Source organism: Paraburkholderia sp. BR10923 (assembly GCF_040948765.1).
GTDB classification, from domain to species: domain Bacteria; phylum Pseudomonadota; class Gammaproteobacteria; order Burkholderiales; family Burkholderiaceae; genus Paraburkholderia; species Paraburkholderia youngii.
This window is the reverse complement of record NZ_JBFPKO010000008.1, coordinates 263,551-277,250: the sequence shown is the minus strand read 5'-3', so window position 1 is coordinate 277,250 and position 13,700 is coordinate 263,551. Positions and strand designations below refer to the sequence as shown.

At 64.0% G+C, this 13,700-nt stretch carries 11 protein-coding genes; 7 read left to right on the top strand and 4 right to left on the bottom strand.

The annotated features are described in order from the left end of the window. Window positions 1-17: 17 nt before the first annotated feature. The 4 genes from AB3X94_RS17750 to AB3X94_RS17735 all read right to left on the bottom strand — a co-directional run bounded on the left by AB3X94_RS17750 (window position 18) and on the right by AB3X94_RS17735 (window position 4,928). Complete coding sequence (locus AB3X94_RS17750; protein ID WP_368612212.1) at window positions 18-1,469, bottom strand: MmgE/PrpD family protein; 1,452 nt, start codon at window positions 1,467-1,469, stop codon at window positions 18-20. A gap of 36 nt (window positions 1,470-1,505) precedes the next feature. Then, on the bottom strand, window positions 1,506-2,435 hold the full coding sequence (locus AB3X94_RS17745; protein WP_368612211.1) for an electron transfer flavoprotein subunit alpha/FixB family protein: 930 nt from the start codon (window positions 2,433-2,435) through the stop codon (window positions 1,506-1,508). After that, window positions 2,435-3,202, bottom strand: coding sequence for an electron transfer flavoprotein subunit beta/FixA family protein (locus AB3X94_RS17740; protein ID WP_368612210.1), 768 nt, complete (start codon window positions 3,200-3,202; stop codon window positions 2,435-2,437). The genes AB3X94_RS17745 and AB3X94_RS17740 overlap by 1 nt, the downstream gene beginning before the upstream one ends. Window positions 3,203-3,272: 70 nt before the next feature. Then, entirely contained in the window at window positions 3,273-4,928 is a 1,656-nt protein-coding gene (locus AB3X94_RS17735) for a spinster family MFS transporter (RefSeq protein WP_368612209.1), read from the bottom strand. Window positions 4,929-5,368: 440 nt separating this feature from the next. Here AB3X94_RS17735 and AB3X94_RS17730 point away from each other — a divergent pair, with 440 nt between their 5' ends. The 7 genes from AB3X94_RS17730 to AB3X94_RS17700 are packed head-to-tail and all read left to right on the top strand — an operon-like array spanning window position 5,369 to window position 13,690. Beyond that, window positions 5,369-7,048 (top strand): FAD-dependent oxidoreductase, encoded by a 1,680-nt coding sequence (locus AB3X94_RS17730; RefSeq protein WP_184225733.1) that lies wholly within the window; start codon window positions 5,369-5,371, stop codon window positions 7,046-7,048. After that, window positions 7,045-7,950, top strand: a complete 906-nt coding sequence (locus AB3X94_RS17725) for a fumarylacetoacetate hydrolase family protein (RefSeq protein WP_368612208.1) — start codon at window positions 7,045-7,047, stop codon at window positions 7,948-7,950. Before AB3X94_RS17730 ends, AB3X94_RS17725 begins: the two co-directional genes overlap by 4 nt. A gap of 42 nt (window positions 7,951-7,992) precedes the next feature. Continuing rightward, entirely contained in the window at window positions 7,993-8,931 is a 939-nt protein-coding gene (locus tag AB3X94_RS17720; RefSeq protein WP_176107937.1) for a cupin domain-containing protein, read from the top strand. Between the two features lie 24 nt (window positions 8,932-8,955). Next, window positions 8,956-10,098: an acyl-CoA dehydrogenase family protein gene (locus AB3X94_RS17715; protein WP_184225736.1), complete on the top strand. Its 1,143-nt coding sequence runs from the start codon at window positions 8,956-8,958 to the stop codon at window positions 10,096-10,098. A gap of 36 nt (window positions 10,099-10,134) precedes the next feature. After that, a complete protein-coding gene (locus AB3X94_RS17710) occupies window positions 10,135-11,634 on the top strand; it encodes an aldehyde dehydrogenase (RefSeq protein WP_368612271.1) in 1,500 nt (499 codons plus the stop codon). A 29-nt stretch (window positions 11,635-11,663) separates the two neighbouring features. Continuing rightward, on the top strand, window positions 11,664-12,530 hold the full coding sequence (locus tag AB3X94_RS17705; RefSeq protein ID WP_368612207.1) for an enoyl-CoA hydratase-related protein: 867 nt from the start codon (window positions 11,664-11,666) through the stop codon (window positions 12,528-12,530). Further along, window positions 12,527-13,690, top strand: coding sequence for a CaiB/BaiF CoA transferase family protein (locus AB3X94_RS17700; protein WP_368612206.1), 1,164 nt, complete (start codon window positions 12,527-12,529; stop codon window positions 13,688-13,690). Before AB3X94_RS17705 ends, AB3X94_RS17700 begins: the two co-directional genes overlap by 4 nt. The last annotated feature ends 10 nt before the right edge of the window (window positions 13,691-13,700 follow it).

The following is a 13,700-nucleotide window of genomic DNA, read 5'->3' as shown; positions in this document are numbered from 1 at the left end:
GTGACCTGCGTGCGCATTCACAGGAACAAGGCTCTGAGACTCGCGGTGAGCCGTTCGACCGGCAATTCGTCCAGCGCCATGACCACGTCCGTCACTTCGCGCACCGCGCGCTGAAGTTCCTCCGGGCCGCCGCCTGCCGCATCGAGCCCGGCCATCACGCCGAACTTGCTGCGGACTTGCGCGTCCGAGAAACGCGTCGTTTCGGTCCAGGGGTCGCCCGTCGCGTTATCGGAGGTCGCGCTGAAGACGGTGCCGCGCGCATGAATATCGACGCCGCCAGGCACCCCGCGCCATTGTCCGCCCGTCATCCATTCTGCGATGTTCGAAGAAGACGGCTCGGCGGTGACCGTCACGCGTTCGCGGAACGCCGCGATGCGCGAGTCATTCATTGTTGTCGATTCGTACCAGCGTGGACCCGGCGGAATCGCGTGGGCGAGGGCGGCGAGTGCGTGCGCATGGCTGAACTCGGCGCTGAGAAGATCCTTCGGCTGCTGTTCACGGAAGATGGGCGTGAGCGCGAACGGATTCGCCCGCACCACGACACGCGTGATTTCATCGGGCCGCAGCGCGTGCTGTTCAAGCAGTTGCGCGAACGCGGTCAGGGGGTGGTGGATCCAGCGGCAGCACGGCCAGGGCTTGTAGGTCGTATTGAGAATCTGCCAGTCGTCGCCGAGGCCGGCGAGTAGCGCGCGATCGTCGTGGCCCGGCGAACCGTAGAACTTCCAGAATGCATTTTCGCCGTCGAGTATGTCCGTGAACCCCGTGCTGCCGAGTCGCGCAAGCAACGCGGACGATACGCCAATTTCCGCGCACCAACCGGCATCGGCGTATTTGTACATCGGCTGCTCGACGGATTCCGCCCATTTGCGCAGCGTAGGCTGCGGCGAATTGCTGCCGCCGATACCGAACGCGTGATTGGCCTGCCTACCGTCCAGACCCGCGATGTGCACCGACGCGCCGATAGCTGCCCACGTGATGGTCGCAGCAGGTCCGCCGAGCTCGTTCCAGCCGATCACCTTGCCGTTTTCGATCTGCATCGGCGCGCCCATCCAGCTGCCGATCCGTGCGCCGACATCGAAGCCCACGGCGATCGCGCCGAGCAGATCGCGGCCGCTGCGACTGTCGAGTTCGGCCAGCGCTAGCGCGGAGAACACCGTGGCGTTGCCGAAGTGTGTCGACGTGGGAAAAGTGTCGTCGGCGTCGAGCACATTGGCGAGGCGCGCGTTGGCGTACGCGGCCGCCGTCGCCGAGCTGCGCCGTGCCGAGCCGACGACGCTCGCATGCGGCGCGCCACCGAGCATGTCGACATAGTCGAGCGCGATTTTTCCGCTTGGCGTATCGACGGCGCCGAGCGCGCAGCCGATCGTATCGAGCAGCAGGCGCTTCGTTTCATGCACGACGGGCCCGGGAAGATCGTCGAAGCGCGTCTGAACAGTGAAATCGGCCAATGTCTGCGTGAGCGAGGTCATGCGAAAACTCCTGAATGAACGATGAACAAACGCGCGTCAAAGCGCGTCCTGCAGTTGCGGCAGCGCCTCGAACAGATCGCCGACGAGGCCATAGTCCGCCACTTGGAAGATAGGCGCGTCGGCATCCTTATTGATCGCGACGATCACCTTCGAGTCTTTCATCCCGGCGAGATGCTGGATCGCGCCCGAGATGCCGATGGCGACATACAGTTGCGGCGCAACGATCTTTCCGGTCTGCCCGACCTGCAGATCGTTCGGCGCGAAACCCGCATCGACGGCCGCACGCGACGCCCCTACGGCGGCGCCTAACTTGTCCGCGAGCGGATAGAGCAGCTCGAACAGCTCCGCGCTGCGCATGCCGCGCCCGCCGCTCACCACGATGTCCGCAGCGCCGAGGTCCGGGCGATCCGAGCGCGCCATTTTCTCGCCAACGAAGACTGAGGTCCCGCTATCCACAGCGCCCGTGACGGGCACGATGTCGGCGCTTCCGCCGGTTGCATCGACGGGCGCGAAGGCAGTCGCGCGCACGGTTGCGCATTTGATCGCCGCGCCCGACTGTACGGTCGCGATCGCGTTACCTGCATGAATGGGGCGCTTGAACGTGTCGGCGGAAAGGACCGCGACAATATCGGAAACGGGGTCCGAGTCAAGCAACGCGGCGATGCGCGGCAGCAGGTTCTTTCCGTGGGAGCTCGCCGCACACAGGACGTGGCTAAAGCCGACTGCCAGCGACACGACGAGCGGTGCGAGGTTTTCCGGCAACTGATGCGCATACTCAGAGTGATCGGCGACGAGCACGGTTTTCACATGTGCGATGCAGCGCGCTTGCGCCGCCACGTCCTGCACTAAGTGCCCGGCCACGAGCAGCGTGATGTCGCCGCCGATCGCCCGAGCGGCCGCGATCGTGTTCAATGTGGCCGCGCCGAGCGCGCCGTTCGAATGTTCTGCGATTACGAGAATGGCCATCAGATCACCTTTGCTTCGGTCTTGAGCTTGTCGACAAGTTGCGCGACGGACGTCACCTTTACGCCGCCCTTGCGTTCGGCGGGCGGCTCGACACGCAGTGTTTCGAGCGTCGTCCCGACCGAAACGCCGAGCGCGCTCGCCGCTAGCGTTTCGAATGGTTTCTTCTTCGCCTTCATGATGCTGGGCAGCGTCGTGTAACGTGGCTCGTTAAGACGCAAGTCGGCCGTGACGACGGCGGGCAGTCGCAGTTGTACCGTCTGCAGGCCACCGTCCACTTCGCGCGTCACTGTCACGCGATGCGCGTCGACGTCGACGGCGACGTCGACGTCGACGCTCGAGGCAAACGTGCCTTGCGGCCAGTTCGTGAGCGCGGCAAGCATCTGGCCCGTCTGATTGTTGTCGCTGTCGATCGCCTGCTTGCCGAGCAGGACGAGCTGCGGTGCTTCGCGTTCGACGACCGCCTTCAACAGCTTCGCGACGGCGAGCGCGCCGGGCGTCCCGGTCGTCTCGACCAGAATCGCCCGGTCCGCGCCGATCGCGAGCGCCGTGCGCAATTGCTCCTGTGCAGCGGCGGGGCCGACTGACACCGCGACGATTTCTGTCGCGATACCTTTTTCCTTCAGACGAACGGCCTCTTCGACGGCGATTTCACAGAACGGATTGATCGACATCTTCACGTTGTCGAGTTCGACGCCGCTATGATCGGATTTGACGCGCACCTTCACGTTGTGATCGACGGCGCGTTTGACCGTAACCAATACCTTCATGCTGATGACCTCATTGTCTGATTCCTCATCGACGGGATAGCAAAACCGCAAAGCGAGCGAGTACGGGGCCTCAGTGCATCAACTGCGGACCGCCGACTTCCACGTAACCGTCACCGCGCGTTTCGGCATTGAAGCGCTCGAGCTCCGCATGGGCATCTGCTTCGCCCTGCAACAGTGAGCGGGTCGCGAACAGCAGCGCGCCGATCGAAACGGGCAGCACACCGATCGCGATGAGAATCGCGAGTCTCAGATCGCCAGATGCATCGCTGACGATGCCGACGAAGTACGGCCCGAGCCCCAGCCCGAAAATGTTCGGCCCGAGCGAAAATGCGGCGAACGCCGTGCCGCGCAGTCGCGGAATGACGAGATCCTGCGTGGTCGCCTGAAGCGGACCGAACCACATCGGGACGAAGAATGTCGCGACTGCATAGGCGCAATAGAACACCGTGACGTTTTGCGTCAGGTACTGCACCACGCTCGCCGCGCTGAACGCGGTCGCGGTCACGCAGACGAAATAAAGGCGGCCGAATGCGTGCTTGCGCTTGGCCCAGTCGCACAGGTAGCCGCTCACGCTGATGCCCGATCCGCCCGCAATGATCGCGATAACGCCCAGATGCAGGCCGGCGCTAGCGGTCAGGCCGAGCGTGCGGCTCGCGTAGACGAACACGAAGGCGTTGACCGCATTCATCGCGAACGCGAGGAAAGCGCCCGCGACGGTGACGGCCGCGAAGGTCCGCGATCCCGTGATGAGGCGGTGCGCGTACGCGTCGCTGAGCCGCGTGGCCTGATACCAGTTGGAGCACACGTAAAACGCAACCGCGATGGCGACCCATTGCACGAGGTTACTCGTGATATCGAAGCCGCCGACCGTCGCGATCACGGCCTTGCGGCCTGCCGAAAGCACTTGGTTCGTGCCCCACGTGGCGACGATCACGAGCGCGACGGAAATGAGCAGATAGACGAAGTTGCGCGCGTATTCGCGGCGCGGGGCGCCAAGCGCCTGAAGCCGCAGCCAGCTCCACGGCGGAATCATCGAGCCGAGATCCCGCACGGCGCTCGCGAACGGATGCGGGTCCTTCCTGGCAGGCACGGTGTCGAGCCGGCCGCGCGTCGGCTCGCGAACCGTCAGCATCACGATCAGCGCGAACAGCATGCCCGGCACGCCGACGCCGATGAAGGACGCCTGCCAGCCCGTCAGTCCGAGCGGCGCATTGCCGTGCCCGAAGGAGCGCTCCCATGCCGACACGATTGAGCCGCCAATCGCGAGCGATGCGCCCGCACCGACATACACGCCGACGGAATAGAGCGCGAGCACCGTACCGCGCCGCGCGCGCTCGAAGTAGTCGCCGAGCAGCGAGACGGCGGCAGGCGTGGCGCTTGCCTCGCCGATGCCCACCCCGATGCGCGCCGTGCCCAGTTGCACGAAGTTGCGCGACAACCCGGACAGCGCCGTCATCAGCGACCAGAACGACAGCCCGAGCGCGAGCGTGCGCACGCGGCTCCAGCCGTCGGCGAGACGCGCGAGCGGAATGCCGAACACGCAGTAGAACAGCGCAAAAGATGTGCCGTAGAGCAGGCCGAGCTGCGCGTCGGACACGCCCAGATCCTTCTTCAGATAGGGCGCGAGGATGGTCACGATCTGCCGGTCGACGTAGCCGAAGGCGTAGATCAGCGTCAGGATGAACAGCACATACCAGCGATACCAGGGACGTTCGGGGGTGGTCATGGTGAACCTTTGAAATGCGGCGCCGCAAACGGAAAATGCGCGGCGCGGATGCGAATCGACGGCCATGCATCCGGACTTGCGGACAGGCCGGCCTCGTTGAAGAACCGTCGCGAGGCGCGATTAGTCGGTGCGGATGGCGGGCATGGTGTCGTGTCTCCTGATGTTGGCTTTTGTCGGCTGCCGAAGCGTCTCGGCCTATCGGCTGCTTCACAGGATAGCCACGCATATGGGCCAGAAACCAATACGTTTTTCCGATCCATTGAGAGGAAGAAACTTGGGTGCATATCAGAGGGAAATCCTCTGAATTCCTCTGCAAACAGTATTGGTCGAGGCACGGGGGTGCTTGCTAGAGTGGCTTCACATCGAGGTGCCGCTGTCGAAAAGCAAGGCGGTGCGACGTAGGTTCTAACGACACGTGGAGCATGATGGAGCATTCAGCTATGGCGCAAATCGAAGCGAGCGGGCACGCCCCGGTCGTCATTATTGGAGCGGGGCCGATCGGCCTTTCCCTCGCAGGCGATCTCGGGTGGCGAGGCGTTCCTTGCGTGCTCATCGAACGCAGCGACGGCACCGTGTCGCAGCCCAAGATGGACATGGTCGGCATCCGCACGATGGAGTTCTGCCGCCGCTGGGGCATCGTCGAGGATGTCGAGAACGCGGGCTACAACCGGGACTATCCGCAGGACTACGCCTGGGTATCGCAACTGGCGGGCGGCTATGAATTCGGCCGCGAGCAGTTTCCGAGCGTGCGGGATGAAGCGCGCCCCGAGCAGAGCCCGCAAAAACGCGAGCGCTGCCCGCAGAATTTCTTCGACCCCGTGCTGACGCGCTTCGCGCAGAAGACGGGTAAGGTGCAGTTCCGCTATTGCACCGAATACGTATCGCATGAAGAGCATGACGACGGCGTTTGCGTGACCGTGCGCGACCTGGGATCGGGCAAGGAAGATACGATCGAGTGCCAATATCTCGTCGGTTGCGACGGCGGCGCGAGCCGCGTGAAGGAGAACCTCGGGATCCGCATGACCGGTACGCCCGCGCTGACTTATACAACCAACGCGATTATCGAATGCAAGGGGCTCGAAGCGCTGCACGACAAGAAGCCTGGCTATCGCTACATCTTCATCGGACCAGAAGGCACATGGAGCACGGTGGTCGCGATCAATGGGCGGGACCAGTGGCGCTTTTCAATCGTCGGCGACGGCACGATGCGCACGCTCTCAGAAGAGGATGTGGCGAAGGCTTTCCGGCGCGCTGTAGGCCGCGATGACTTCGATTTCAGGATCTTGTCGGTGATGCCGTGGATTCGTCGCCAGCTTGTCGCGGACAACTACGGCACCGCGCGCGTGAAGATCGCAGGCGACGCCGCCCACCTGACTTCACCCACTGGGGGCTTCGGCATGAACATGGGCATCCAGGACTCCGTGGACCTCGGCTGGAAGCTGCAGGCGATGGTCGAGGGGTGGGGCGGCGAACATCTGCTCGATACGTACGAGTTTGAACGCCGTCCGGTTGCCATCCGCAACGTCAACGAGGCGACCAACAATCTCAAGCTCATGCTCACGCCACGCAAGAATCTGAGCCCCGCCGTGTTCGAGTCGGGCGAAGCGGGCGATGAGGCGCGCCGTGTTTTCGGCGATGCCTACACGGCGATGATGAAGCGCGAGTGGTACACGATCGGTATTCATTTGGGCTTCCGGTACGAAGGCTCGTCGATCGTTGTCCCCGATGGCACGCCGGAGCCCGAGGACACGATCAGCACCTATGTGCAGACTTCGCGTCCGGGCCATCGCGCGCCGCATGTGTGGCTCGCGCCCGGCCGCTCCACGCTCGACCTGTTCGGCCAGAGTTTCGTGCTGCTGCGCTTCGACGCATCGCTCGATGTGGAAACGCTGCGCGACGCGGCGCAACGCGCGGGCGTGCCTTTCACGGTCGTCGATATCGGCAATGACGCGGCACGTGCCGTGTACGAGCGCGCACTCGTGCTCGTGCGTCCGGATGGGCACGTGGCATGGCGCGCCGACGCGGCACCCGAAGATGCGCAGGCGTTGATCGACGTGATTCGCGGCGTGTATCCGGTGAAGCCCGAGGCGGTCGTCACCGAAGAGGTGGCCACGCGATGAAGCTCGTCACATTCGATCAAGGCCGTATCGGCATGGTGGATGGCGAGCGTGTCATCGATATCACCGATCTTGCGGGCGCAGAACCGGGCACATGGCCGCCCATCGGCATGGTGCGCCTGATCGCCGACTGGCAGACGCGCAGCCCCGCGCTGCACGATGCACTGACACGACGCGAAAGCAGGCCGCTCGCCGAGGTTCGGCTCGAAGCGCCCGTGCAGTGGCCGAACAAGATCATCGCGTTTCCCGCGAACTATCTCGCGCATATCGACGAGATGAAGCATGGCTCCGGCAGCGGCGTGATCTCGACCTACAAGGCGAGCGGCCAGGGCTTCTTCCTGAAGGCGAACTCTAGTCTGAGCGGTCCCGCGGACGACATCGTCCTGCCGCCTCTCGCTGGCCGCGAGATTCATCACGAGTGCGAGCTCGGCGTTGTGATCGGCAGGCGAGGGCGCGGCGTGACGCGGGCCGATGCGCGCGACTATGTGTTCGGCTTCACGTGTCTGCTCGACATGGTCGTGCGCGGCAAGGAGGAGCGTGTGATGCGCAAGTCCTTCGACACGTTCTGCCCGACCGGGCCTTGGATCACGACCGCCGATGAAATCGCCGATTTCGACAACATCGAGATGCGTCTCTTCGTGAACGGCGAGGAACGTCAGTCGGCTTCGACGCGCAATCTGATCGTCGACATTCCCGAGATGATCGCGATGTCCTCGGCCGTGATGACGCTCGAACCGGGCGACATCATCGCGAGCGGCACGCCGGCTGGCGTCGGTCCCGTCGAGGACGGCGACGTGCTGGAGATCGTGATCGACGGCGTCGGCTCGATGACGCTCGACGTGCGTCAGGGTGAACTCGGCATGCACGCCGTGTGGGACAAGGCGAAAGCCGGTCTGGCGGTATAACGCGCGCCGCTTCGTATGCAGACAAACGAACAGGGAGCAGCAATGTCGCACACGGTCACACAGGCGCCCGCCGCGCCTCAAGGTTACTTTGATGACTTGCAGGCCCGCGCGCTCTCGCCGGGCTGGGCGAAGAAAGTGCCGCAGATGTGGCCGGCGCCACGGCCGCGTTTCGTGCCCGCAGTGTGGCGCTATGCCGATGCCCGCGCCGCGCTCGATGCCGCGTGTGCCTTCGTCTCGCCCGAGCAGGCGGAGCGGCGCAATCTGATCATGGTCGATCCGATTGCCGACAACATCTACCCGACCTGCCGCAATCTGGTGGCCGCGTATCAGCTTGTGCTGCCCGGCGAGACCGCGCGTTCGCACCGGCATTCGCCCAACGCACTGCGCCTGATTCTCGATGCGGGCGAGCGCACTTTCACGATCGTCAACGGCGTGCAGATCGACGTCGCGCCGGGCGATGTGGTGCTCACACCGTCGTGGCACTGGCACGGCCACAGCAACTTCGGCGACGAGCCCGCTTTCTGGATCGACTTTCTCGATGTGCCGCTGGTGCAGAACCTCGAATGCATGTTCTTCGAGGATCATCCGCGGCGCAACGAACCGGTGACGTCGCACGAACCGGATTCGCCGATGCGTCACAAGCGCGCCGACCTGGAGCGCGGCGCGCGCGAACACGGCACTTTCGAACTCGCCACCGATTGTCTGAAGACCATCGGCGTGCAGTCGATCGGCCTGGCGCGTGGCGCACGCGAGGAACAGCGACCGCGCATCGACAACAACCTGTACACGGTCATGAGCGGGCACGTGCGGATCACCGTCGAGCCGCTGGGCGCCGTCGAGCTCACGCGCGGCGATGTGATCGCCATTCCCTGCTGGCACGCGTTCACGATCGAGAGCCTGTCCGAACAGGCGCAACTGATTTGCGTGAGCGACGAGCCTGCGATGCGCGCGCTCGGCTTTCGCGACGTGACGCTGCCGTGACGCAACGCATATGAGGAGAACAAGGTGAAGTTCAGCGAAGAACAGGAAATGTTGCGCGACATGGTGCGCAGGGTCGCGGACGAACAGGTGCGCCCCCTCGTCGCGGAAATGGAGGAGACGCGTGATTTTCCGGATGCGCTCGTCGAAGTGTTCGGCGATCTCGGCCTCTTGCAGATGTGGATACCGGAGGAATACGGCGGACCGGGCGGCAATCTGACCTCGGTGTGCATCGCGAAGGAGGAGATCGGCAAGGTGTCGCTGGCCGCCTCGACGCTGTGTGCGAACAACTCGATCGGCCTCATTCTGCCGTTGCTGCATTTCGGCACCGACGCACAAAGGGCGCGCTATCTGCCGGAAGCCGCGAAGGGCCGCACGATCTCGTCGGTCGCGATCACGGAGCCGGAGGCCGGTTCCGACGTCTCCGCGATCCGCACCACGGCCCGCCGCGACGGCGCGTCGTATGTGATCGACGGACAGAAGAGCTGGATAACGTGGGCCGCGCAAGCGCACTTCATGCTCGTTTTCGCGCGTACGTCGGAAGGGCGCGGGCACGAGGGCATCAGCGTGTTCCTCGTCGATACGAAGACGCCGGGCCTCAAGGTCGGCCGCAAGGAAGTGAAAATGGGCCGCCACGGCTCGCCGACCTATCAGGTGTTCTTCGAGAACATGCGCGTCGATGCCGATTGCCTGCTCGGCGAGGAAGGCCACGGATTCAAGGCCTGCATGCGGATTCTCGACCTGAACCGGCCTTCGGTCGCGGCGTCGTCGCTCGGGCTCGCGCAGGCGGCGCTCGACGAGTCGGTGCAATACGCGAAGGACCGCCGCCAGTTCGGCAAGCGGATCGGCGACTTTCAGGCGATCCAGTTCAAGCTCGCCGACATGGCGATGAAGATCGAGGCCGCGCGCACGCTGCTCTACACGAGCACGCAGGAAATCGACGCGGGCGACACGAGCCGCCTCACGCTGCTTTCGTCGATGGCGAAGTGCTATGTCACCGACGTCGCCATGGAAGCCGCGCTCGAAGCTGTGCAGGTGCACGGCTCATACGGCTACTCGACCGAATATCCCGTCGAGCGCTTCATGCGCGACGCGAAGCTGAACCAGATTCTCGAAGGCACCAACGAGATTCATCGGCTGATCATCGCGCGGCAGCTGCTCGGCAAGTGACGTGGGACAACGACATTGACCATGAAGGACACTGACATGACGACGAGTTTTCATCCGGCGCTGCGTGAGGCGGCCCGCGACTTCCTTTCGCGCGAACACGGACTGCTGATCGACGGCCGCATGATTGCATCCGATGGAGGCAAGCGCACCGACATCCTCGATCCCGCGACGGGCGAAGTGATCGCCACGGTCGCGGAAGCGACCGCCACCGACGTGGATCGCGCCGTCGAAGCCGCACGTCGCGCGCTGGAAGGACCGTGGCGCAAGATCACGCCATCGGAACGCACGCGCATGATGCTGCGCTTCGCCGATCTGATCGAAGCGCACGGCGACGAGCTCGCGCAGCTCGAATGCATCAACAGCGGCAAGCCGCTGCCGTTCTGCCGCAACGGCGACGTGGTGGGCATCATCGAGATGCTGCGCTACATGGCCGGCTGGACCACCAAGATGAGCGGCGAGACACCGAACGTGTCGCTGCCGGGCGAATGGCACGCATACACGCTGCGCGAACCGGTGGGTGTGGTTGGGCAGATCATTCCGTGGAATTTTCCGCTCAACATGGCGATGTGGAAGATCGCGCCCGCCCTCGCAGCGGGTTGCGTGGTCGTTATGAAGCCGTCGGAGCAGACCCCTCTCACGGCGCTCAGGCTAGGCGAACTCGCGCTGGAAGCCGGGATTCCGCCAGGCGTGCTGAACATCGTGACTGGCTTCGGCAATCCTGTCGGCTCCGCGATCGCCGCTCATCCGGGCATCGACAAGGTCGCGTTCACGGGCTCCGGCGAGACGGGACGGCGCATTTTGCAGGCAGCGAGCGGCAACCTCAAGCGCGTCTCACTGGAACTGGGCGGCAAGTCTCCCGTGATCGTCTTTCCCGACGCGAACCTCGAAGCCGCGGCCGCGGGCGTGTGCTCGTCGATCTTCTTTCATGCCGGGCAGATTTGCGCGGCGGGTTCGCGGCTCTACGTCCACGAACGCGTGTTCGAGCCAATGCTGGAGCTCATCGCCAAGCGCGCGAACGGCATGAAGATGGGCCACGGCCTCGACGCTGGCACGGACATGGGTCCCGTCATCTCGCGGCGCCAGCTCGATCGCGTCGCGGGCTACATCCACAGCGGACAGGAAGAGGGCGCAACGCTCTACGCGGGTGGCGGCTCGTCGGGCGAACGCGGCTACTTCGTGCAACCCACCGTTCTGACCGGCGTCAAGCCCGGCATGAAGGTGCATGACGAGGAAATCTTCGGGCCGGTGCTGTGCGCGATGTCCTTCGACGACGACGACCTCGAGCGCATTTCCGCGACCGCGAATGCGTCGACATACGGGCTCGCGGCCAGCATCTGGACGAAGGACATCGGCCGCGCGCACAAGATGGCGCGCCGCATGCAGGCGGGCATCGTCAACGTGAACGCGCTCTCGTCGCCCGACGCGACCCTGCCCTACGGCGGCTACAAGCAATCGGGCTGGGGCCGCGAACGCGGCTTCGAGGCGATCGAGCTCTACACCGAGGTCAAGGCGGTCGCGATCAATCTGAACAACTGACGCAGACCACACAGGACAGGAGAATACCCATGACAGGCAGCATCGACTACATCGCGAAGGACGGCCGGGCCTACATCACGATCAACCGCCCGGAGAAGAAAAACGCGATGACGAGCGCCATGCTCGATCAACTCATGGACGGCTACGACCGGGCCGAAGCCGACGACGACGTGCGCGTGGTCGTGCTGCAAGGCGCTGGCGAAGACTTCACGACCGGCCACGATCTGGCTGAAGTCGGCACCGAATACGGAGAGACCACGTACGACGACAAGGGGCGTCCGCGCAAGCCGAGCCAGCGTGCGCGGCTGTTGCACGACAAGCGCTATATCGAACGCTTTGAGCGGATTTTCAAGTTTCTCAAGCCAACGCTGTCGCTGGTCAAGGGCTATTGTCTCGGCGGAGGTTTGTACCTGGCCGAAGCGTCGGATCTCGTCATCGCGGCTGACACCGCGAAGATGGGACATCCGGAGCAGAAGCTCGGGCTGTCAGGCGCTGCCTACTTCGCCGCCTGGGAGATGATGACGCTCGGTCCGCGCAAGGCGCGCGAACTATTGCTGATGGCTGACGTCTGGGACGCGCAAACCTGTCTCGCGAACGGTTTCGTCAACAAGGTCGTGCCACGCGCGTCGCTCCTCGAAGCGGGCGAGGAATGGGCGGAGCGCATCGTACGTTTGCCACGCGACGGCATCGTAATGGGCAAGGCCGCGACGAATCTGGCGATGAATGCGCTCGGCATCGACGCCCAGTTCTCCTACGGTCACGTTCTGCATACACTCGCCACCAACGTGCGTTACGAAGCCGACGAGTACAACTTCATGAAGCAGCGCCGCGACAAGGGCGTGCGTGCGTCGAACCACGAGCGCGAAGCGTTCTACACCGAAAAGGACAAAGCATGAAGACGGCGCTGCAGGGCCTGAAGGTGCTCGATTTCACGCAGATGATGACCGGCCCGTTCGCGACGATGATGCTCGGCGATTGCGGCGCCGACGTGATCAAGGTCGAGCAGCCGGAAGGCGATCCGTTCCGCCGCTCTGGCGAGACAACGCTCAACGGCGACGGCGCGTTCTTTCTTGGCGTGAATCGCAACAAGCGCGGCATCGTGCTCGATCTGAAGACGGAGGAAGGACAGGCTGCCGCGCGTGCGCTCGCCGCCGAGGCCGACGTGCTGGTTGAAAATTTTCGACCGGGCTTTACGGAACGCGTCGGCATCGGCTATGAAGCGCTACGCGAACTGAACCCGCGCCTCGTCTACTGCTCGATCTCGGGCTTCGACCGCAACGGCCCCGACCGCAATCGCCCTGCGCTCGATATGATCATTCAGGCCATCTCGGGCGTGATGCAGGTCACGGGTACGCAAGAATCCGGTCCGCTCAAGACGGGATTTCCTTTCTCGGATCTTGTTACCGCGCTGCTCGCGGCGATCGGCATGCTCACCGCGTTGCAGGCGCGCGAGCGCACAGGCGAAGGACAGCGCGTCGACCTGTCAATGCTCGACGCGAGCATATTCAGCCAGGTGCCGCGCGATGTGTATTTCGATCTGACTTCGAAGACACCCTTGCGCATGGGCAACCAGCACTGGGACATCGTGCCGAACAACACGTACGCGACGTCCGACGGCCGCGACATCATGATCATCACGATCAACGACAAGTTCTGGCAGGTGCTGTGCGACGCGCTCGATGCACCGGAGCTCAAGACCGACGAGCGCTTCGCGACGAAGGCTGCACGTCTTGCGAATCGTGAACTCGTCAACGAACGGCTCGCCGCGATCTTCTCGACCCGGGATCTCGACGCGTGGGAAGGGAGGCTGTCTGCGGCGGGCGCGATCTACGGCGCGGTGCGCACGTGGCCCGAAGTGTTCAGCGATCCGCACGTCGTCGACAACTTGTTGAAGACGCTGCCGCACCCGAAGGGCGGCGAATTCAAGATCATCAATAATCCGCTGAACTTCTCCGCCACGCCGACGCGGATCGACCGCTCGCCGCCGATGCTTGGCGAACACAACGAGGAAGTGCTAAAGCAGCACGGCGGCGCATGGCCTGTGGTGGTCGCATGAGACGGGATCG

Excerpts from the sequence above, each read along its gene's own strand:
- AB3X94_RS17750 (WP_368612212.1), bottom strand. The coding sequence starts at position 1,469 with ATGACCTCGCTCACGCAGACATTGGCCGATTTCACTGTTCAGACGCGC.
- AB3X94_RS17745 (WP_368612211.1), bottom strand. The coding sequence starts at position 2,435 with ATGGCCATTCTCGTAATCGCAGAACATTCGAACGGCGCGCTCGGCGCG.
- AB3X94_RS17740 (WP_368612210.1), bottom strand. The coding sequence starts at position 3,202 with ATGAAGGTATTGGTTACGGTCAAACGCGCCGTCGATCACAACGTGAAG.
- AB3X94_RS17735 (WP_368612209.1), bottom strand. The coding sequence starts at position 4,928 with ATGACCACCCCCGAACGTCCCTGGTATCGCTGGTATGTGCTGTTCATC.
- AB3X94_RS17730 (WP_184225733.1), top strand. The coding sequence starts at position 5,369 with ATGGCGCAAATCGAAGCGAGCGGGCACGCCCCGGTCGTCATTATTGGA.
- AB3X94_RS17725 (WP_368612208.1), top strand. The coding sequence starts at position 7,045 with ATGAAGCTCGTCACATTCGATCAAGGCCGTATCGGCATGGTGGATGGC.
- AB3X94_RS17720 (WP_176107937.1), top strand. The coding sequence starts at position 7,993 with ATGTCGCACACGGTCACACAGGCGCCCGCCGCGCCTCAAGGTTACTTT.
- AB3X94_RS17710 (WP_368612271.1), top strand. The coding sequence starts at position 10,135 with ATGACGACGAGTTTTCATCCGGCGCTGCGTGAGGCGGCCCGCGACTTC.
- AB3X94_RS17705 (WP_368612207.1), top strand. The coding sequence starts at position 11,664 with ATGACAGGCAGCATCGACTACATCGCGAAGGACGGCCGGGCCTACATC.
- AB3X94_RS17700 (WP_368612206.1), top strand. The coding sequence starts at position 12,527 with ATGAAGACGGCGCTGCAGGGCCTGAAGGTGCTCGATTTCACGCAGATG.